General features: G+C 39.0%; 16 protein-coding genes and 1 pseudogene. 12 read left to right on the forward strand and 5 right to left on the reverse strand.

Annotation, left to right across the window (positions count from 1 at the left end; genetic code table 11):
* Positions 1 to 142: 142 nt before the first annotated feature.
* Positions 143 to 2,203 carry a S9 family peptidase gene (locus KSU66_RS20445; RefSeq protein WP_269053301.1) on the forward strand — a complete coding sequence of 687 codons (2,061 nt, stop codon included), beginning with the start codon at positions 143 to 145 and terminating at the stop codon, positions 2,201 to 2,203.
* A gap of 53 nt (positions 2,204 to 2,256) precedes the next feature.
* Positions 2,257 to 2,727: a peptide-methionine (S)-S-oxide reductase gene (locus KSU66_RS20450; RefSeq protein ID WP_269053302.1), complete on the forward strand. Its 471-nt coding sequence runs from the start codon at positions 2,257 to 2,259 to the stop codon at positions 2,725 to 2,727.
* A gap of 149 nt (positions 2,728 to 2,876) precedes the next feature.
* Here KSU66_RS20450 and KSU66_RS20455 read toward each other — a convergent pair whose 3' ends face one another.
* The gene (locus tag KSU66_RS20455; protein WP_269053303.1) at positions 2,877 to 3,476 is read right to left on the reverse strand and encodes a M15 family metallopeptidase; all 600 of its coding nucleotides are present in this window, start codon (positions 3,474 to 3,476) and stop codon (positions 2,877 to 2,879) included.
* Positions 3,477 to 4,048: 572 nt separating this feature from the next.
* Between KSU66_RS20455 and KSU66_RS20460 the strand changes: the two genes are divergently transcribed.
* The 3 genes from KSU66_RS20460 to KSU66_RS20470 all read left to right on the forward strand — a co-directional run bounded on the left by KSU66_RS20460 (position 4,049) and on the right by KSU66_RS20470 (position 9,141).
* Entirely contained in the window at positions 4,049 to 7,531 is a 3,483-nt protein-coding gene (locus KSU66_RS20460; protein WP_269053304.1) for a right-handed parallel beta-helix repeat-containing protein, read from the forward strand.
* Positions 7,532 to 7,877: 346 nt separating this feature from the next.
* On the forward strand, positions 7,878 to 8,570 hold the full coding sequence (locus KSU66_RS20465) for an SDR family oxidoreductase (protein ID WP_269053305.1): 693 nt from the start codon (positions 7,878 to 7,880) through the stop codon (positions 8,568 to 8,570).
* A 403-nt stretch (positions 8,571 to 8,973) separates the two neighbouring features.
* Complete coding sequence (locus KSU66_RS20470; RefSeq protein ID WP_269053306.1) at positions 8,974 to 9,141, forward strand: hypothetical protein; 168 nt, start codon at positions 8,974 to 8,976, stop codon at positions 9,139 to 9,141.
* Positions 9,142 to 9,503: 362 nt separating this feature from the next.
* Here KSU66_RS20470 and KSU66_RS20475 read toward each other — a convergent pair whose 3' ends face one another.
* A complete protein-coding gene (locus KSU66_RS20475) occupies positions 9,504 to 11,045 on the reverse strand; it encodes a bifunctional metallophosphatase/5'-nucleotidase (protein WP_443029015.1) in 1,542 nt (513 codons plus the stop codon).
* Between the two features lie 724 nt (positions 11,046 to 11,769).
* Here KSU66_RS20475 and KSU66_RS21495 point away from each other — a divergent pair.
* The 4 genes from KSU66_RS21495 to KSU66_RS20490 all read left to right on the forward strand — a co-directional run bounded on the left by KSU66_RS21495 (position 11,770) and on the right by KSU66_RS20490 (position 16,111).
* Positions 11,770 to 11,904, forward strand: coding sequence for a transposase (locus KSU66_RS21495; protein ID WP_443029014.1), 135 nt, complete (start codon positions 11,770 to 11,772; stop codon positions 11,902 to 11,904).
* Positions 11,901 to 12,107: a hypothetical protein gene (locus KSU66_RS20480; RefSeq protein ID WP_269053308.1), complete on the forward strand. Its 207-nt coding sequence runs from the start codon at positions 11,901 to 11,903 to the stop codon at positions 12,105 to 12,107. The genes KSU66_RS21495 and KSU66_RS20480 overlap by 4 nt, the downstream gene beginning before the upstream one ends.
* A 257-nt stretch (positions 12,108 to 12,364) precedes the next feature.
* On the forward strand, positions 12,365 to 13,669 hold the full coding sequence (locus KSU66_RS20485; protein WP_269053309.1) for an alkaline phosphatase: 1,305 nt from the start codon (positions 12,365 to 12,367) through the stop codon (positions 13,667 to 13,669).
* 111 nt (positions 13,670 to 13,780) lie between these two features.
* The gene (locus KSU66_RS20490) at positions 13,781 to 16,111 is read left to right on the forward strand and encodes a glycerophosphodiester phosphodiesterase family protein (RefSeq protein ID WP_269053310.1); all 2,331 of its coding nucleotides are present in this window, start codon (positions 13,781 to 13,783) and stop codon (positions 16,109 to 16,111) included.
* Between the two features lie 207 nt (positions 16,112 to 16,318).
* On the opposite strand, the gene KSU66_RS20495 is transcribed toward KSU66_RS20490, so the two are convergent.
* Positions 16,319 to 16,504: a hypothetical protein gene (locus tag KSU66_RS20495; RefSeq protein ID WP_269053311.1), complete on the reverse strand. Its 186-nt coding sequence runs from the start codon at positions 16,502 to 16,504 to the stop codon at positions 16,319 to 16,321.
* Positions 16,505 to 17,170: 666 nt separating this feature from the next.
* Positions 17,171 to 17,926, reverse strand: coding sequence for a type II toxin-antitoxin system SpoIISA family toxin (locus tag KSU66_RS20500; protein ID WP_269053316.1), 756 nt, complete (start codon positions 17,924 to 17,926; stop codon positions 17,171 to 17,173).
* Positions 17,927 to 18,301: 375 nt separating this feature from the next.
* Here KSU66_RS20500 and KSU66_RS20505 point away from each other — a divergent pair, with 375 nt between their 5' ends.
* Both KSU66_RS20505 and KSU66_RS21370 read left to right on the forward strand, forming a co-directional pair.
* Entirely contained in the window at positions 18,302 to 18,757 is a 456-nt protein-coding gene (locus tag KSU66_RS20505) for an RNA-binding domain-containing protein (RefSeq protein ID WP_269053312.1), read from the forward strand.
* Between the two features lie 87 nt (positions 18,758 to 18,844).
* Positions 18,845 to 19,132: pseudogene (locus tag KSU66_RS21370) on the forward strand (DUF6710 family protein).
* A gap of 167 nt (positions 19,133 to 19,299) precedes the next feature.
* Here KSU66_RS21370 and KSU66_RS20515 read toward each other — a convergent pair.
* Positions 19,300 to 19,503, reverse strand: a complete 204-nt coding sequence (locus KSU66_RS20515) for an alpha/beta-type small acid-soluble spore protein (RefSeq protein WP_269053314.1) — start codon at positions 19,501 to 19,503, stop codon at positions 19,300 to 19,302.
* Between the two features lie 509 nt (positions 19,504 to 20,012).
* Here KSU66_RS20515 and KSU66_RS20520 point away from each other — a divergent pair.
* Positions 20,013 to 20,330, forward strand: a 318-nt coding sequence (locus KSU66_RS20520) for an amino acid permease (RefSeq protein ID WP_269053315.1), incomplete at its 3' end; no start/stop codon positions are given.

A 20,330-nucleotide genomic window follows, 5' to 3' on the forward strand; every position in this document is an offset into this window, starting at 1 on the left:
GTACCTTTGTGATGTACAATCATGATTGTTTAAACTTTCACGATAGTTTCTAACACAAGTCCTGAAATTAAAAAGAGGTTTTCCTCATTCAAGTCTCGAAGTTAATGCGTATCCAAAACATTTAGAAGGAGCTAATTAAAATATGAAACCACCTATTGCAAAACGCATACCATATGCCCACGAAATACACGGAGATGTGCGACATGATGATTATTATTGGCTGAATGAGCCGACGAATCCAGAAGTGATTCAGTATCTAGAGGATGAAAATAAGTATTACGATGAAATCATGGAGCCCATTAAAGAACAAACCGAAGAGATATATCAACGCATGGTGGACCGTGTTCCTGAGTCAGAAGTTAACGTCCCCATCCAACAGGGCCCCTACTTCTACTATTCCCGATTGGAGAAAGAGCAACAATATCCAATTTATGCGCGGAAGAAAGCTGTAAGTCGTGAGGAACTATCTAAAGCACAAGAAGAAATCTTGCTTGACCTCAACGAATTGGCCAAAGCAAGTGACTATTTAAGTGTTACAGCACAACGCATGAGTACTGATCACCAGCACCTTGCTTATTTAGAAAATCGGGATGGGACTGATCGCTTTACGGCCTATGTGAAAGACATGGAAACAGGCAAGTTGCTGCCTGATGTGATTCCGAATGTATTTATCTATGGGAGTCTAGAATGGAGTCGTTGCGGTGATTATCTCTTTTATATTACTGTGGATGATTTTGAGCGTCCGTCTCGCCTAATGCGCCATCGCTTGGGAAGTGATGTAGCAAGTGATGAGCTGATTTATGAGGAAAAAGAAACGACGTTCATCCTCCATATGAACAAATCTCTAAGTGGCCAATTCATTATTGTTCATGCAGAATCAAAAACAACAAGTGAAGTCCGTCTCATCGATGTGGATTCACCGCTATCTTCACCACAACTGGTCGAAGAACGACGACAAGACATCTTATATGACGTCGAACATTCGGGTGACAATTTGCTCCTGCTGACAAACGAAGAGGCGCTGAACTTCCAATTACAAAGCTGCCCACTCACTGACTTTCAATCACGTACGAACGTTATAGACTATGATGAGGACCGCTTCCTTCAAGCTGTCTACCCATTCCAGAACACGCTACTTATTGCTGGACGAGAGAACGGTTTGACACAACTATGGGAATTAAAAGAAGGTAAATTGGAACCTCTTCATTGGGATGAGCCGATTTATTCGGTATCTGTTATAGGTCACCAAAACGTTGCGGCAAAAGAAATCTTACTCAGTTATGAATCTTTACTAACGCCGGAAACAACATACGGTTTCAATCCACAAACTGGCGAAAGAAAATGTCTACAAGTTGCACCTGTCAGCGGTCATTACGAACGGTCCGATTATCATCAAGAACAATTGTGGGCAACAGCAGAGGATGGCAGTAAAGTACCACTTATGCTCGTCTATCATAAAGACGCTTTCGATGACGGACCGGCTCCGCTCATCTTGTCTGCCTATGGTTCATACGGGGCAAATAGTGATCCGTACTTCAGTCCCTATAAACTTCCGATTTTGGATAAAGGTGTCGTCTTTGTCACCGCTCAAGTCCGCGGCGGGTCTGAAATGGGGCGTAGCTGGTACGAGGACGGCAAAATGCAGCACAAACGGAACACCTTTACCGATTTTATTGCGGCTGCAAACCATCTTATTGAGCAAGGTTACACAACCTCTAGCCAATTGGCGGGTCGAGGTGGAAGTGCGGGCGGATTGCTTGCTGGTGCTGTCGCCAACATGGCTGGGGATTTGTTCAAAGTCATCGTTCCAGAAGTACCTTTCGTCGATGTTGTGACGACAATGCTCGACACTAGTATTCCCCTCACGACACTTGAGTGGGACGAATGGGGCGACCCTCGAAAAAAAGAAGATTACTTTTATATTAAGTCGTACAGTCCTTATGACAATGTGGAAGCGAAAGACTATCCGCATATGTATGTAACAACTGGCCTCAACGATCCGCGTGTTGGTTACTTTGAGCCTGCTAAATGGGTCGCACGATTAAGGGATTTGAAAACGGATGACAATACCCTTGTCCTAAAAACAAATATGGGCGCAGGTCATTTCGGTGAATCTGGACGGTTTAATCAGTTGAAAGAAGTCGCAGAAGTCTATGCATTTGTTCTGCATCACATTGGCGCAGGTGCTGATGTGAAAATATAAGTAATTACTGACAATAGCTAAATGATTTAATTAAGCCAAAGAGGAGTGTCTATATGGAAGTAGTCTATTTTGCAGGTGGGTGTTTATGGGGCGTACAGGCTTTTATCAAAACCTTACCTGGCGTTAAGTTTACAGAAGCAGGCAGAGCTAACGGTACTACTCAGACACTTGATGGTGATTATGACGGGTATACCGAAGTTATAAAAACAGAATTTGATTCGACAATTGTATCAATAAAGGAATTAATGGGACATTTATTTGAAATCATTGATCCCTACAGTTTGAACAAACAAGGAGAGGATGTTGGGGAGAAATACAGGACAGGTATATATAGTAATAATCCAGAACACTTAATAGAGGCGAAAGCGTTTCTAAGCGAAAGAAGTGATTATGACCGTATCGTTGTTGAGGTATTACCGCTTACAAACTATGTAAGAAGTGCAGACGAACATCAAGATAGGTTATCTAGATTCCCAGATGACTATTGTCATATTCCAGAAGAATTATTAAGTAGGCATAAATAACGGTAACAAATAAAGGTAACTGTCCAACAAACTATCATGATTGTTTAAACTTTCATGGTAGTTTGTTGCACTTGAATTTAAGTTGGATTGTCTTTACATCATTCAATTCATGCCATGCTAATTTCTTGTACGCAAAATCCTAAGATTCTTTAAAAACCAAACGTTTTTTCAGTGCCTTCTGTTTTTAGTTGGGGTATTTTGAGACGTTTTCCTTGTTGCAGATCGTTAATGGATAAGCCAAAATCCATCTGAAGATGAGGATAATCTTTAAAGCCGCGCCAGTCGCCTCCCCATTGAAAGCCCAGCTCCTTTGCAATTTCTGCAACCTCAAACCAGTCTGATTGACCATTTCCGTTCCCATCATATTCAGTATTCCAGATCACATTCCCATTCTCAAGCTGAAGCGCAAAATCGACTGCAAGGCCAAAGTTGTGATAGGAGTCGCCTCCCTCCGCATGAGTAACTACTTTTCCGGGTGTCCTTCTGCCCTTATCATAAAGCTTGTCTTGTTCCTCAAATGAACGGTAATCATCTGTAATCAGGATTGTAATCCCACGTTCTGCTGTTTTTTCTAATAAAATCTCCACTTTATCAGCTACAATGGGGTGCAGTTCAGCTGGTAGACTTTCTACATTTACTTCGTATTCAACCTGGTCCCATAATCCAGGTTTCTCATTTATGAATAAGATAAATTGATAAGCGACAAATGAAATGAGGAATAACAGCAATAATTCCAGTATTTTCTTCACAAGTTGTTATCCACTCCTTCTTAACAAATTTCGATATAAGCTAATTTTAATTTAACATGAAAAGGACAAATATTGCACGAAATTGGTCGCAAAAAGGCGAACTACCATACTAATAATAAGAGTTTATCAACATCTTTTTTGCGACTCCTCGTCAATCAGAGTAGCTGTTTTTTGGCTTTGATTATACTTTACTTGATACATCTTTGAAGTCGTTTTGATTTCACTATTCACTTTTGCTACAGTGGTAACTTTATAGATATGGTCAAGACGAAGAAGAAGTAACTGAAGACGGTCGATAAATTCTTGAATAATTTTTCATAAGATCCGTTAGAGTTAAAATTCTCGTGAATTAGTGAACGGTACCTGTATATGAAATTATAAATACAAGAACAAAGTGATTTAAAAGGTAACTTAAATTTTGCTTTATACTCTTGTTCATAAGCAGTTCTTTACTCTGTCCCTAGCCTAACTAGTATACTTAAATGAGGATAGAACTCATTCGTATAATTGTGTTTCAAAAAATACAAAGTATAAAAATCAATTGGATTTACTAATAGAAAGTAGGAAGATACGTGGCAATTATTCAAGTGTCTCAACGTGCAGGATCCAACTACAAAAACATTCAGCTTGCAGTAGAGGCAGCTCTACCAGGAGATACAGTGGAATTTGATAAAGGTGTTTATGATGAACAGGTAACAATCGATAAGCTGCTCGTTCTTCGAAGTTTAGAAGGTGAAGCGAGCTCAGTACGTCTAACAGGAAGTGTTCGTATTGCGACAACGGAAGAAGTGCGTTTAGAATCGATCAGTTTTGGAGAAGGCACTGGTCCAGTGGACTATGGTTTACATATCGAATCAGGGGATGTAACGCTTCACCACTGTCTTTTCTCTGAGATTCAAGGGGTTGCAATGCGCGTTGATGCAGCTGCAAAAGTATCCGCAGAGCATTCGATCTTTCAAAAAAACATACAAGGGATTGAGGTATTAGGGCGTTTGGCTTTGTTCGAATGCATAGTAGAAGACACAATCAAGTCTGCACAAATTAGTGTGCGCGCTGGAGGAGAAGTCGCGGTAACGAATTCCGGAATTTTAAGTGGGCAAGAAGAAGGCCTTTGCTTGTATGAATCGAGTCAAGCAACAATCACCAAAAGTTCATTCATTGGAAATCGCGGGGTTCAACTTCGTTTGGAACAAGACAGTTTTATGAACGTAGAAAGCACGAATTTTTATGTTGGACATCTCCAAGGAATCTTTTGTGACCAATCTAAAGGTGTCCTGAAAAATTGTGTCTTTAAAAACCAAAGTTTGGAGCATGTCGCATTTACGAATGGATCCCATATCGAAGTCGAGGCAAGTACGTTTGAAAATGGTATGGCTGAAGGAATGAGCGTCAGTGGTTCATCTGTTGAGCTATCCGACTCACAGTTTAAAAACCAAAAAGGAGACCAAATTTCCTGTAACGAACTAAGCAACCTTTCGATTACTAAAACACAGATCCTTTCGGGTGAGTCTAGAGGTATTGTGTCTGGAAATTCCACGTGTACACTCATCGAATCTGAAGTGAAGTACCATCAGTTGACGCAACTCTCTGCGTTTACTCAAAGCGTGTTCACGATTCAGGATTGTGAAATTGAGAGTGGAAACAATAAAGGCGTTTACGTGACAGGTAGTCAAGTGAAGATTTCGGATTCTTTGATTAGCCAACATAGTGGTGTACAAATTTTTGCTTCTGAACAATCGGAAGTACTTCTGTCGGCGACCGAAGTAAAGAGTGGAGATAGTGCAGGGATATTTGTAAATGAATCCAATTTGACGGCAGCCAATTGCATCATCTTCGGTCATAAGGGATCCAACGTTTTACTCAGTACTGCGGCTAAAGCAGAAATTACAGATTGTAGAATATCGAGTGGCGATAAGAACGGTATACTTGCAGGTCCTGAAGTATTTATTTCGTTGGAACGGTCAATTTTGTTCAATCATAAAAGGCCACAAATAAGTGCAAGGGATTCTGCAGAAGTTTTTATAACGGAGTGTGAAATCTATGACGGTAAATCGTCAGGAATCGTCTTGAGTCAGGTGGAGCGTACTGAAGTGACGGTAACTCGAGTACATGGTCATCGTGATGATCAAATCATCTTGCAAGATTGTTCGGATGCTGTATTCACTGGGGTGCAAGTGATGAATGGAAAGAAGGCTGGGCTGAGACTCGAGCGTTCGGTTCCGGTTCTTAACGACTGTTCTTTTGAGAACAACCAAGCAGGAGATTTAGTCCGCTTTGATGACAGTGCTCCTGTGCTCACCGATACGGACTTGCAGGTTCCACCAATCACTAGTAAATTAGGCGGCAGTGCTGCACATTCCCCTACTGTAGATTCATCACCTACTGAACAGATAGATGTTTTCATGAATGGTTTGAACGAGTTCATTGGACTGGAAGATGTGAAACACAAAATCCAGGAGTTTAAAAGCGTAAGCGACATCAATCAATTCAAATTAGAGCGTGGAATGAGAGCTAATCCGATGGTAGCGCCTCATATGGTCTTTCAAGGGAATCCGGGTACTGGTAAAACGACAGTCGCTCGGCTTATAGGAGGGATTTTTAAGGAACTAGGTTTATTAAAGACAGGCCACGTAACTGAAGTGAAGCGGGAAGATCTCGTTGGAACGCATGTTGGTGAATCAGAAGAACGAACGAAAGTAATTATTAAGGAAGCTATGGGTGGCGTCCTCTTTATAGACGAAGCGTATACGCTTGCTACAGGCGGCAAGTCTAGTAATGATTTCGGTAAAAAAGTAATTGAAACGTTGCTTCCTGCAATGGAAAATTCTCGCGGTGAATTCATTGTCATCGCGGCAGGCTATACCGAAGAAATGAACAGGTTCCTCGCGTCTAATCCGGGATTGAAAGATCGTTTTTCTGAAATTATTCACTTTCAAGACTATACACCAGATGAGTTGCTTCAAATCTTCTTAAGCGAGTGTGAAGGAAGCTATATGCTTACTCCTGCTGCCAAACAAGCAGTTTATGAGGAGTTCGTGGAACGTTATCGCATGCGTGATGAAACATTTAGTAACGCTCGTATGGCACGTATCCTATACGATCAAATCGGGCTTGCGCAGTCGATTAGAATTGCGAAACTTCCGCGTGATATGTGGACGGAAAAGGTATTGACGACGTTTGAAGAACTAGACGTTTTACAAGCGGTAGAAGAGCGCAAGGTGAAGACGTACGAAGTTCCAATCGATGAAGTACTACTCGCCCATAAACGTGCAGAACTCCATCAGTTTATCGGCCTTGGTTCTGTGAAGGCTGAAATAGATAAAATGATTGAATTAATGAGATACTACAAACGAGAAAATCATTCTACAGAGAAATTGATGAACCACACGCTGTTGATTGGTAAACCAGGGACAGGAAAAACCGAGGTCGGTCGTGTGCTCGCTGGTATTTATCAAGCGCTTGGATTATTAGAACGTGGCGATCTGATTGAAGTAGATCGCAGCGATTTAGTCGGCAGTCATATTGGTGAAACGGAGAAGCTGACAGCCGGGCTGATTGAACGAGCGATGGGTAGTGCGTTATTTATTGATGAAGCGTACACACTTGCGAGCGGTGGAGAGAATGACTTCGGGAAAAAAGCAGTGGAAGTGTTGCTGAAAAGAATGTCCAATCGCCAAGGCGAGTTCCTATTAATTGCCGCAGGGTACGAAAATGAAATGGATCAATTCTTAGACAGTAACCCCGGACTCCGTCGACGATTCGGACTAACGCTCCATTTTGAAGATTATACACCAAAGGAATTAATGGAGATTACCGAGCTCTATAGTAAAGGCTACAGCATAACAGATGAGGCAAAGCGTGCCTTAGTTCGTCACTATGAAGAGATTTATGCGCGTAGAGATAGTCATTTCGGAAATGCCGGTCTCGCTAAGAAAATAGCGAAAGAAATGACGCGTAAAGTCGATTACCGAATGGCTGTGGCGAGCAATAAACAAAATAGACCTGCGCTCGATAAAGAAATTACGAAGGATGATTTAGTTTTGTTAGAGAGTTGAATGATTTGTTGTTTTAATACACAGCTACTGAAAAAAAGCCATTGGAATGTTATTTTTCCAATGGCTTTAAATCTCTAATTCTCTAATTGATTATTAGCCATTTCCAAACACTTCCGCCTATATCTATTCGAAGAACAATTGTAGACCCACTTTTCCATTAGACATAGTCACTTACTTAAAAGCCATTTCGTAACCAATTACCCCCAATACAATATTATTGAACAAGCGTTTCAAAGTTACTAAGATATATACCACTGAAGAATATTTCGATTGATTCAACAAACCAATAGCCTATGATAGAATTAATTATCTATCACTACATAGAGCAGAAAGGATTGATTAGGTTTTGGTTAATAAAATTGCTGTAATTACAGGTGCTGGAAGCGGCTTAGGCGCATCCCTTGCGAAGAAATATTCGAACGATGGGTATCATGTTTGTTTATTAGGAAGAACAGAAGATAAGTTGGCGCGCACTGCGAAAGCGTTACCGAACGAAAGTTACTCAATTTTCCCAGTAGATGTTTCATCTAAAAAAGAGGTCGCTAGTGTTTTCGCTAACATTAAAGAAAGCCTTGGTTCCGTAAATGTTCTCGTTAACAATGCAGGCGTTGGTGTTTTTGATTTAGCTGAAAATATTACTGAAGATGCTGTCCATCAAATGATTGACATCAACTTAAAAGGGACGATTTTCTGTACACAAGAAGTACTCGCTGACATGAAAGAAAGTAATAGCGGCAGTATTTTAAACATCGTCTCTACAGCTGGATTAGAAGGAAAAGAGACCGAGTCGGTTTACTGTGCAAGTAAATTTGGGACGCGCGGATTCCACGAAAGCCTACTCGTTGAGCTAAAAGATACAGACATTCATGTATTCGGCGCTTATATGGGCGGCATGGCCACAGAATTCTGGGACGGTATTTTAGATGAGTCTATCACTGCAGGTCTTATGGACCCTGAAGATATCGCAGACATCATCTATTATAACGCATCTCTCAGAAAAAATTTGAATGTGGAGCAAGTTGTTATAAAGAATCATTGAAGTGTAGATTACAGAATCTGTAAAAGAATCGATTATTTCAACACTTAATGATTAGTGCATACGTGTGTGTTTTTAATAAAATAAGAAGACGATCTCTTCAATAAAGAGGTCGTCTTCTTTTTTTCAAACTTAATATCGGTACCTGCGTGACAAACAATCATGAATGTTTAAACTTTCACGATAGTTGTTTGCACAGGCACCAAAAATTTACAACGAGCTTTCGATATGCATGATAGTAAAAACTACACACTTTTCGACATAAAAAAAGCGACTGGCATTAGCAAAATCGACAGTATAACGTTATTAAATTGATCGTGCGACATCATTTTCAGCTGTAGAAGAATAGTTTTCACGAATAAAACCTCTAGTACAGCACATATTAAGCGCTAGGAGGTGAACTTTCATGAATAAAAACAACAAAAAGACGATGAATGAGAGAACTCATAATAGCTACGACCTTTACAAAAACAACAAAAATAGCAACAGTAATAACCAACATAACAATCACAATGCGGAAATCGCTGCTGAATTTGATTCAAAAGTAAAAAACGAAGACAAGAATAAACAATAATCCATAAATAAAAGGCGAGGGGCTAAATGGACTTTCGTCTTACTACAACTGAACCTCTAGTGACAATCTGTCACGCTAACAATAAAGCAAGCCTTTATGTTCAGTTAATAAATTCCACTACCAAAAATGTTACACGAGAGCCTGTTGCACAAAAGCCCATTGATTATTGTTGTCATACGAGCAGTTCTATAGAAGTTCTTGGGAAAAACTGTTTATGGAATTAAAATAACCCGACGATGAGCTATAATCTCATAGACGGGTTATTTTCCTTGAATTGGCGACAGGATTAACCGACTTATCCTTGTAACCTTGCACAGGTACGAAAAAAGTGGAACAGACTTACATCTGTCCCATTATCCACCTTATTCTGCCACGTCGATAATTCGACCTTCAATTGTTGGATTAACACTTCCTAAACTACTTAGGTGTTCTGCAAAGTTTTCCCAATCACTTAACCCTAAATCAGTTACCCGACCTGCTTCATATGCGCCTGCAAAAACTGCGTAGCCGTCTCCACCTTTAGCAGTAAATGCATTTGTCGCAATAGCATAAGTCTCTTGATCACTAATCTCTGTGTAAGTGCCATCTACATTTTTATAGGCTATGGAAACAACACGCTCACCAACCGGTTGTCCTGAATCAAATGTTACTTTTGCACCTGACACATGTAAGAAACCACCATTTTCGCCCGGGTAATTTCGGAGACTAATTTCAAACGCTTCTTTTAATTCAGCTCCGGTGATGTCCATCGTTGCTAACGTATTGCCAAATGGCAGGACTGAAATGACTTCTCCAACTGTTATCGGACCCGCCTCAATTGCAGACCTTATCCCACCACCATTTTGTAATGCCATGACTACAGTAGGATTATACGTTTTCGCTTTTGCCAGCATCCCATCTGTAATTACATTACCTAATGGCGTTTCATTTCTTCGTACGCTTGGTTTTGTATTATCCCCACTCGTTCGTGGATTTTCTAATTTACTTTCGGCTATTGCGCCAGTTTCTGTATTTGAAACTTCTTCTACTCTATCCGAGTATACTTTTAACATGGCAGCTGCTTCTGGATCTGCAACTTTTTCATTAACAGGGATTAGTTCGCCCTTAAAGTCACTGATGACCCCTTCTTTATCAAACTCAACATCTAGGCTTCCTAAAAATTGATTGTATTGAAAGGCTTGGACAATGAGCGTCGGATCCTTCGCTCTGCCAGTTTCATCTCGGTCAATGACAGTAGGTTCATTTAATTGTGAATGGCTATGTCCGCCAACAATCACATCAATGCCATCAACTGTTGCAGCTAAAATCAAATCATTATCAACTGCCGGATTATCATCATAACCAATATGTGTCACAGCAATAATTTTGTTGACGTCTAGGCTTTCAAATGCAGCGACTGCTCTTTCAGCTTCTTCAATGTAGTCACTAAACCTGACTGCATCAGGACTTGAAATGTCGGCTGTATCCGCGGTTGTTAATCCAAAGATACCCACTTTTTCACCATTAATTTCCTTAATGATTCCATTGTAGATTTTCCCTTCTTCTGGTTCACTTGAGATTAAATCACTGAATAAACCAGTAAATTTATCGTCTCCTGAAAAATCAACATTAGAACTGACAAATGGGAATTGGGCCGCTTCAATAAAGTCTACCAATGCTTGATGTCCTTCTAGTGATGAACCTAAATCGAATTCATGATTACCAAATGTCATCGCATCATAACCCATTAAGTTCATAAATTGTAAGTCTGCCATTCCCTGAAATTCGTTGAAATACAATGTTCCCGAAAAGACATCTCCAGCATCGAGAAGAAGCGCGTTTGGTTTTTCTGCCCGTACTTCCTTCACTGCTGTAACACGTTTTGCTACATTATCTAAATGTCCATGTGTATCATTGGTATGCATAATAGATAGATCAAACGGAAACTTAATCGTATCTGGGTTCGCACCCTTTACATACTCAATTTGTTGAACGTTTCCTGCGCCTCTAATTTCGGAAACTTTATTGCCTTCAATAATCACATTAGACATTTCAATCCCATTTAAGTCAACAATCGCTCCTGCTTTTTTGGGTTTAATCGTTACAGTGGTATTTTTGAATCCATCTCCGTAAAACGTTGCATAATCTCCCGTGAATACAACACCATTCTTGATTGTTGACTTTGAATCGAGTGTAATCGAAGCTCTTGATTCGTGTATCATTAACTTTCCAGTTTTATAGTTCTTTAAATCATATACCTTTTCGAATTCCGTTTCTGATAATGTCGTCGTAGCTCCAGCTGTTAACGGTATTCCTGTTAATAATAAACTAACCGCGAAACTTGCTGACAATAATAGATTTGAACTTTTTCTCCATCTACTTGTACGCATACAGTGAGCACTCCCTTTTTTAATATTGCCAGAACGATTATTCCGAAATAGACAGATTGCGGTAATTTTCCCTCCCTTAAATTATTGTATTCTAGTTCTCTTTCTATCAAACCTAGTATAAATAGCAGTTAATTGTTTGTCAATTGAATCTATTCAATAAAAGGTACCTGCGTGACAAACATTCATGATTGTTTAAACTTTCACGATAGTTTTTGCCGCAGGTACCTAAAATTACGAAGAAACAACCATTGCGAGAATGATGCCCCCGGACAACGAGCCACTCAAAAACCTAAGCGAAGAATTTGGCGTATCCGAACAATCACTTTATAAGTGGCGAAAAAAAGCCCGGAGTGAAGGCAATGCAACACCTGGAAATGGGCAAACATTCGAGTGATGGAAACCTATGCAATGAATCAAGCAGAACTCGCCGAAGTTGCGCTCATGATAACCGCTACGATAGATGACGGCTCGGTTGCAGGTGCCATTCACGGCGTCAATGTAGCCTTCCATGTGGCTGGATACATTTCATTCTTCGGCCTCTTGTTATCATTTACAATTAGGGATTCGAAGCAAAACAAACACTCAACGGAAGTGTAACGTATAATGTCGCCCTCACCCACTAGAACGTGGGCACTGAAACAGCCCTAAATAAGAGTATCAGTTACTGAAGCTAACATGTGATACATGTTAGCTTCAGTTTTTTTATTTGCAAAAATGTTTGATTGACTGGCACGTGTTATCACTTATCTATAGAACCTGACTAAAAATTAACAATACCCGAACAATATTTTAATACTAGGTTAACAATAGAAGGCTAGAATTGAATTGAACGATATTTCAAAGGAGGAATTGAATTGAAGAAAACATTAAAGAAAAAGAGTATGATCTTAGCAATTACTGGAAGTTTAATTGTAGGAAGTTTTGCTGCAAACTCAGGTTTTCAACCCGTTGAAGCAAAAAGTCCTCAATCGAACGAAAAGATTGAAAATGTAATTTACATGATACCAGATGGATACTCTACCGCGTATGCGACAAATTATCGCTTGTATAAAGGTGAAGAGTCAGTCATGGATGAACATCTGGTTGGTATGCACCGCACTTATTCTGCAGACTCGGAAGTTACTGATTCTGCTGCAGCGGGTACTGCGATGGCTACTGGAGTAAAAACGAACAACGGCGTAATCGGTATTGATCCGGAGGGTAATAAACTAACCTCAATTTTACAAGCGGCTGAGATGAGCGGAAAATCTACTGGGTTAGTCGCCACTTCAACGATTACACATGCCACACCAGCGGCTTTCGCTTCAGAAGTTGAATCTCGTTCAAATGAGGCGGATATCGCACCACAACTACTTGAAAATGATGTAGATGTCCTCCTAGGTGGCGGTAAAAAACATTTTACTGAGAAGCTATTAAGTGAGGCTGAAAAAGTTGGTTATGAAATCGTATCTGATGCACAATCATTAAACAATCTAAATAAAGTGGACAAGTTAATCGGCCTTTTTGCAGAAGATAGTTTAGCTCCAGAATTAGATCGCGAGACGACTAAGGAACCGAGTTTGCAGGAAATGACAGCAGCAGCGATCGAAGTTTTAAGTGAAAATAAAGACGGATTCTTCTTAATGGTAGAAGGAAGTCAAATCGATTGGGCTGGCCATGCAAATGATGCAGCTTGGGCAATGAAAGATACGGAAGCGTTTGAAGAAGCAGTCAAAGAGGCATTAGATTTTGCGAAAAAGGATAAGAAAACGTTAGTCGTTATCGCAGGCGATCATGAAACAGGTGGAATGTCTGTCGGCGGTTACAATCAATCAGGCGCCAATTTGGACATCCTTAAAAATGTAACAGCTACCGGTAACTTTATGGCTGCCCAATTAAATGAAGAACGAAAAAACATTCAAGAGGTCGTATTACAACATACAGGAATTACATTATCGGAAACTGAAATAAACCAAATTAAACATGCAGACAACCCTGCGATTCAAATTAACACAATCATTTCTAAACACGCACTTGTTGGTTGGACACACACAGGACATACAGGCGAAGACATTCCTGTTTACGCATATGGTCCACAATCTAACAAATTTGCTGGCCTTATCGAAAATACTGAATTTCCACAACTGATGGCTGAAGCAATGAAAATACCATTCAAGTAAACTGTGCGCTTATAAATACGTCTAATTTTTCCAACCCATGATACATTGTACATTTGATTGACAGATAATTAGATGCTTCAACGACCCACTATTATTAGAGGAGGAGAATTGATGAGTTTATCACAACAGAGGATTAGTCGTTTAGGAAGACTTTTACTCACAGCTACATTGTTACTCGCAGCTATTTTTTTCGCCTTACATGCAGAGGCCAGTGAAGAACAGCCAACATTAGTCGATCAAAACTTCGATGGAATTACTGATGGAGAATTACCAGAAGGCTGGAAAGTTGTACAAGGCGATGCAGAAGTTCGCGATGGTAAGTTAACGCTTACCTCTCCAAAAACATCCAGCCCGACAAGAGTCGTAGTTCCACTAGATATCGAAACAGGTGACTATGTTTTTGAAGCTGACATGACATTTCTTTCTGCTGTTGAAGATACTAGATGGGCTTCCATGATGTATCGAATACAATCTGAAGACTACCCTTACTATCAATTTGCGATTAGAAGAGGTACAAACGCGTTAAATGGACTCGAATTTGCAGAAAGAAGTGCTCAAAATAAATGGGTTGTACCAGAAGCTACTTTTTATCCAGAAAAGTTCGAGTACGATAAATCTTATCGCATTAAAATTATTGCTAGTGGTAATCGCGTTCAAAAATTTGTAAATAACAAGCTCGCCTTTAATTCGGACCTAGCAACAAATTGGACGACTGGAGATATTGGTTTTCAAGCAACAGGTTCAACAGTTCAATTTGACAACGTAAAAGTAACACAATTTGATAATGAGTTACCTCCATTAGACAATTCCGGTGCTCTACAGCCAGAAGAACCTGAAACGAATATTCTTAATGCACCAACAATCATTAACGACACATTAAAGAGTGAGGATGAAGCAAAGTATTCATCAGTTCGCTTGTTCGTAGAAAAAGATGGAGACGGTGAGCTAACAGTAGATGGACAACCACTTACTGATGCCCTTCACTCTATAAACAATAAGCGTATACCTATTCTTCAAATCGAAGACAGTCATATTGAAGAAGATCTAATAAACGTACTAAATGAAACACAAACAACAGATGTTCATATTGTATCTACAAATCCAGCAATCGTTAAATCATTTACGACAACCTATCCAACAGCTCGCGGAGGCATTGTCTATAACAAGAATTCGCTCAACAAACATGACATCAACAAGCTTGTTCAAGACGTACATGCGAGCAATGCTAAAGTCGCGATTATTCCGCAAAAAATCCTGTCAGCTGAAGTTGTCCATGCCTTGCATACACGAATGGTAGCGGTATGGGGAGTTGGCGGTGACTCTGAAAAATTAGCACACGAATTAATTCACTTCGGAGTGGATGGCATTATCACAAATCACCCGGAGGTTAGTGCCGAAGCTTTCAGTAAATACCCAGAAAACACACTTGTGCAAAGACCGATTGTCGCTGCTCATAGAGGGGTTCCATCACTGACTCCTGAAAATACAATGGTCAGTTTTGAGTTAGCCTATGATCTTGGCGCAGACCTGATTGAAATAGATCTTCAACAAACCAAAGATAATCAGCTTGTGGTCATCCATGATGCAACAGTTAATAGAACAACGAATGGGACAGGTAAAGTATCTGACTTTACACTTGATGAAATACGTCAGCTCGATGCAGGCATCAAATTTAGTGAAGAATTTGCTGGCGAAAAAATCCCGACATTAACAGAGTTTCTTCAAGCTTTCAAAGATAGAGATGTTATTTTACTAATTGAGATGAAAGCTAACGGAATCGAACAACAAGTTATTGATGAAATTGATGCATTAGATATGGTTAATCAAGTCGTTCTTCAAAACTTCAGTTTGGAAAGCATGATTCTAACCAATGAATTAAAACCTGAGATTCCTACGGGTTACTTATATTCCGCTGCAACGCCAACAACTGAAGCAGCAAAGATGAAAAATGCACAGAAAATGGTTGAGTATGGAACGACTCATAATGTAACGCTTAACGCAAGTTATGGAAGTGTTTATCAAGAGTTCTTGACTTACATGCGACAACGCGGAATGTTAAGTATGCACTGGACATTCAGAGCAGAAAATCCATTCCAGCAAAAATTAAAAGAAGGTCTGATAGGTCCAATTACCGATTATACACAGTGGTTAACAGAGTCACCGGTTAAGCTTGAAACGCCACGAAAGAAAATAAATTTAAAAACCGGAAAAAGTTCAACCGTTCAATCGAAAGCGTTTGTTAACTATCGTGTTGATAAAAAAGAAAACATTGAATCTGAATTATTCCTTTCAGAAAATAACAACGTAGTTTCCTTGGATGAAAATACAATTCAAGCCCTTACGCCAGGTAAAGGACAAGTATTCGTTAAACATTCGTTTACAATGCTTGACGAAGTGTGGAACTTGGTAACAGAACCAATCGAGGTAAATGTTTCAGAGTAAAGTGAGTTCTAGAAGTTTTATTTGAAATTAGTAGACTGATGTAATCCATTTACATTGAACAGCTTAAATATTAATGCAATCTATATTTAAGCTGCTCGTCGTTCAATTCAATAATTATATTTTCATTCGGTCTATCACTGGAATATAAAACACCTGAAATCACTGGGTTTTAACACAGTAGATTTCAGGTGTTTTACTTATCTTCAATTAAATCGATGCATGTGCCCCAAACACACTTGCCATTAACAAACTTCTCTTTTCAGTAACCTCAGAATGTAATCGATTAACTTCTTCCTGCAATCTTTCAATTTCGTTTAACTCTTCTTGAATTTGGACTCTACAAATAACGTCATGAAGTACACCAGATGGTTCCGCAAGCAAGTATCCATTCACAACTTACGACATTCCTTTGCTACAGTGCATTGGGCGGAAAACAAAGATGTATTTGGCTTACAGGCACAACTTGGCCATAACAATCCGCAAACACCCCAAAGGTATGCCTTAATATTTGATGATACGCTACGTAGACAGATTGACAATATGATTGAAAAGTACACTATAAAAAGCCCCTTTCCTTTTGGATGGGGCTTTAACTCTTGTGGCAATTGAGCCACTTATTCATTCCAAAGGGACCTCTCTCTAATTGCTCAAGTCTCCGCATCAACCTTTCGTTATCCCTTCGTAATTTCATTCTGGAACTAGATGGTGTTATTATAGGTGGTATCACAGTGACTCGCTTTGTTTCATATATTTTTTTGTCCACATGATCACCTCTTCATTATCGTATGTAATTAGGGGTAATTTATGTATGCGAACGAACTGAGTAAATAAAAAAGAGTGCCAGTTTAGGCACTCCTTACTAAAACGTGAACATTTTTTGGTTGTCTTCTCTTAGTGATTCAACAATCTTTCTGTTTTTCTGTCTCAACCTTCTTGAACTAGAGCTTTCGGTAATAGTGGGAATTTGGATAGTCACACGTTTGGTACGTTTGACTTCTACTGTTACCGTATCTTCTACCATATTCACTTTCGGCACTTTAGTCACTACACGTTTTGACATTACTCCTCACCGCTTTCGTTCTTTATTTTGATAACTGCTAAATCATAAGTCATTATAAGAGTGGTGATGACAGAGCCATCAACTTCTGTTACTTTATCATCATCATATTCTGTTTGAATTTGAACTACATAATCATAGTCGAAGATTTTAAATGGGAACAAAACTAAAGTTTGTTTTTCTAATTCAATGCTGCGATTTTGCTTTAAAAATCGCATTGCCTTATCTTTGGATTTGCCCAAGTCACTTAAAACTCGTTCCTGTTCGTCCTCAGTATTATAAGGTAGTAAATCAACCGCTAGACCTTCTTCTTTAGCATAGCCATTTAGGAACTCTTCTAATTGGGATATATACAACTCCCTACCTACATTATACAGTACAAATTCAAAACTAGTCAAGACAACAGGTATGAGGCCAAACTTCCTCTCCACTGAATCTAATTCCTTCTGTGTCACACCTACTTGAACTCTTGCACTTTTCAATTCTTGACCACCCAACTTAGAAAAGTGAAGCTCCAAGAACAAAAGTGCATCAATTATGATGAATACAACTAACACGATTACATATTCTTTCCAATGTGTAAACAATGTATCAATATCATTTTTGGTTATGAATACCAAAAATCCGAAAAGATATATGAGGTACCAACTTCTTCTTATTAGGCTTTTACTATCCTCACTGTTTCGCCCAGTTCTTGAATGGTAGACATATAGACAAAGTAAAGCAAAGATAATCCAAACTCCTATAGCTAGTAACACATTCAACCTATCTCACTCCTTTATACCTATCCAATCCAACTTGTAGAACAAACCTTTACTGTATTCATAATATCATAGTTAGAAATATCTGTATTTACAATGACCTCTTTGATTTAGGGTACCTGAGTGAAAAACAATCATGATTGTATAAGCTTTCACGATAGTTTCTGACAGGTACCTGAAACCATTTTTTGTACAGTCATCGTTACGAAAACACCAGCTTCCTTTCACGTACATATAAATAGAAGAGGTCGTTATACAACGAAATCTGTGAAATTAGACTACCTTTTTACGCTCATTATTTATATCCTTAAAAAATTTCTCATTGTATTTGAGTTGAATAGATACATTTCAGTTTGAGAGGAGATGAGGTTTATGAAAAGCATTAGCGAAATCGAGGAGATCATTCTTAAATTAGATCATCACATTGCAGATGACTTCGAGGCGCAAGACTTAGATTTCAAACAATGGAATACGAGATCTCGAGAAGAGAATGTTCAAAAAATGATTAGATATACGATTTGCATGGCAAATGGTGGCGGGGGAAGCGTTGTTTTTGGTGTAGCAGATAATATACAAGGGATTGACAATGTGTTATTAGGGATTCCGTTTGATATCGATATACATGAATTACAAAAAAGGATAGCTGAAAATACAGTTCCTTCACTTACGCCTACATTTGATGAACTCTTTTATAAGGATCATTCCATAAGGCTATTAATAATGAACGTTTCCCCAGGAATCGGGCCTTATACGACGGCAGACGGGACCGCAGTTATTCGAACAGGAAAAGAGTGTCTACCCTACAAAATTATTAAAGTAGATGAATAATTCAGGAAAATCACCAGATTAAAAGTGCCTGTGCAAGGTGCAACCTAAACATAACTCAGAATAGCGCTCCATTTACGGCAATATGCTCTGAATTCGTTTGACGTGTTTCATTATTTAGATTTATGGTTACCAATGGGGATAGCATGGGTGTACAGAGGTAATCATTCAATATCAGCCGGTATCATTTAAGGCTAAGGGGAAATAATTCCTAGTAATGTTTATGATATTAGAGATGTGTATGATTATGTGTATTGTGATGGTGTTAATTATTATCGAAAAGAAGATGGCAGTATTATCTCTCCAGTCATGAATGCTGAATTTGCAGCTATTTTTGAAATAGGTGGCATAATGGCTGAGCGTTCAATTGGTTATTAGGGACAAGACTACAAAATTAATTTACGCTCATTATTCCTAACTATTAGTATTGATAACAATTATGGCTATTTTATATTTCACGATGGTTTCTCGCACAGATACGCAAAACTAATAAAAAAACTGCCTCGGAAATATTTCCGAGGCAGCTGTTTTATTAATTTAATCAGTTATTGTTTTCCATTCATTTGTTGTTGGGCTTGGCGAACTAATCGCTTTGTAATTTCTCCGCCGACGGATCCGTTGGCACGCGATGTCGCATCTGGTCCTAATTGAACGCCGAACTCTGAAGCAATTTCGTTTTTCATTTGATCAATTGACTGTTTTACACCTGGAACTAGAAGTTGATTCGAGTTACTGTTGTTGTTTGGCATGATTGACACCTCCTTGTGAAATATAGAATGCACAAATACGAATAAATCATACAGCACTTTTTAATGGTAAATAATTCAAGTTAGTAATAAAAATAAATGTAATTGCACTAATCATGAAATCACAGATAAATATCATACTAAAGGAGTTACTGTTACTAAATGTAAGTAAACAGGCCAGTGTCACCAAGTAATAGGTAGTTCTCTTGATTTGAGGTGTTTTACTATTCATATATTAAATCACAGTATGTGCGCCAAATACGCTCTCCACTAATTTACGTCTTCTATTAGCTACTACGCCGGTTAAACGACTAACCTCTTCCTGAAGAGGTTCAATTTCAGCCAATTCTTGTTGAATAATATTCAAGGTACCTGTATGACAAATATTCATGATTGTTTACACTTTCACGATAGTTTCTCGCACAGCATATCTTGAATAGGTTCTCATAACACTTCATCAACACATAATTCTACTCATTAGTGGAAGACTATGTTTATGTGGAGGTGTATAAATGGGGAAAAAAACTTCTGGAGGCAAGGGTGAAAAAGTAAATCTAACTTGGTGGCAATTATCTCTAATTGGGATTGGCAGCATTATTGGCACAGGTTTTTTCCTAGCATCAGGTATTGCGATTCAAATGACAGGTCCTTCAGTCGTCTTGGCTTTTATCATAGCTGGAAGTGCTACATATATCGTTTTTGAAGCACTAGCAAAAATGTCCTCAAAAGATCCGCAGAAAGGATCTTTTCGTACCTATGCCAAAAAAGCATATGGGCGTTGGGCTGGTTTTAGTAGTGGTTGGGTCTACTGGAGTTCAGGAATGTTAATC

The sequence above is a fragment of the Sporosarcina sp. G11-34 genome, from assembly GCF_026931025.1.

What these genes read in the sequence shown, in the direction of transcription:
- KSU66_RS20445 (WP_269053301.1), top strand. Translation starts at nt 143, where the DNA reads ATGAAACCACCTATTGCAAAACGCATACCATATGCCCACGAAATACAC.
- KSU66_RS20450 (WP_269053302.1), top strand. Translation starts at nt 2,257, where the DNA reads ATGGAAGTAGTCTATTTTGCAGGTGGGTGTTTATGGGGCGTACAGGCT.
- KSU66_RS20470 (WP_269053306.1), top strand. Translation starts at nt 8,974, where the DNA reads ATGAATAAAAACAACAAAAAGACGATGAATGAGAGAACTCATAATAGC.
- KSU66_RS20475 (WP_443029015.1), bottom strand. Translation starts at nt 11,045, where the DNA reads ATGCATACCAATGATACACATGGACATTTAGATAATGTAGCAAAACGT.
- KSU66_RS21495 (WP_443029014.1), top strand. Translation starts at nt 11,770, where the DNA reads ATGCCCCCGGACAACGAGCCACTCAAAAACCTAAGCGAAGAATTTGGC.
- KSU66_RS20490 (WP_269053310.1), top strand. Translation starts at nt 13,781, where the DNA reads ATGAGTTTATCACAACAGAGGATTAGTCGTTTAGGAAGACTTTTACTC.
- KSU66_RS20505 (WP_269053312.1), top strand. Translation starts at nt 18,302, where the DNA reads ATGAAAAGCATTAGCGAAATCGAGGAGATCATTCTTAAATTAGATCAT.
- KSU66_RS20515 (WP_269053314.1), bottom strand. Translation starts at nt 19,503, where the DNA reads ATGCCAAACAACAACAGTAACTCGAATCAACTTCTAGTTCCAGGTGTA.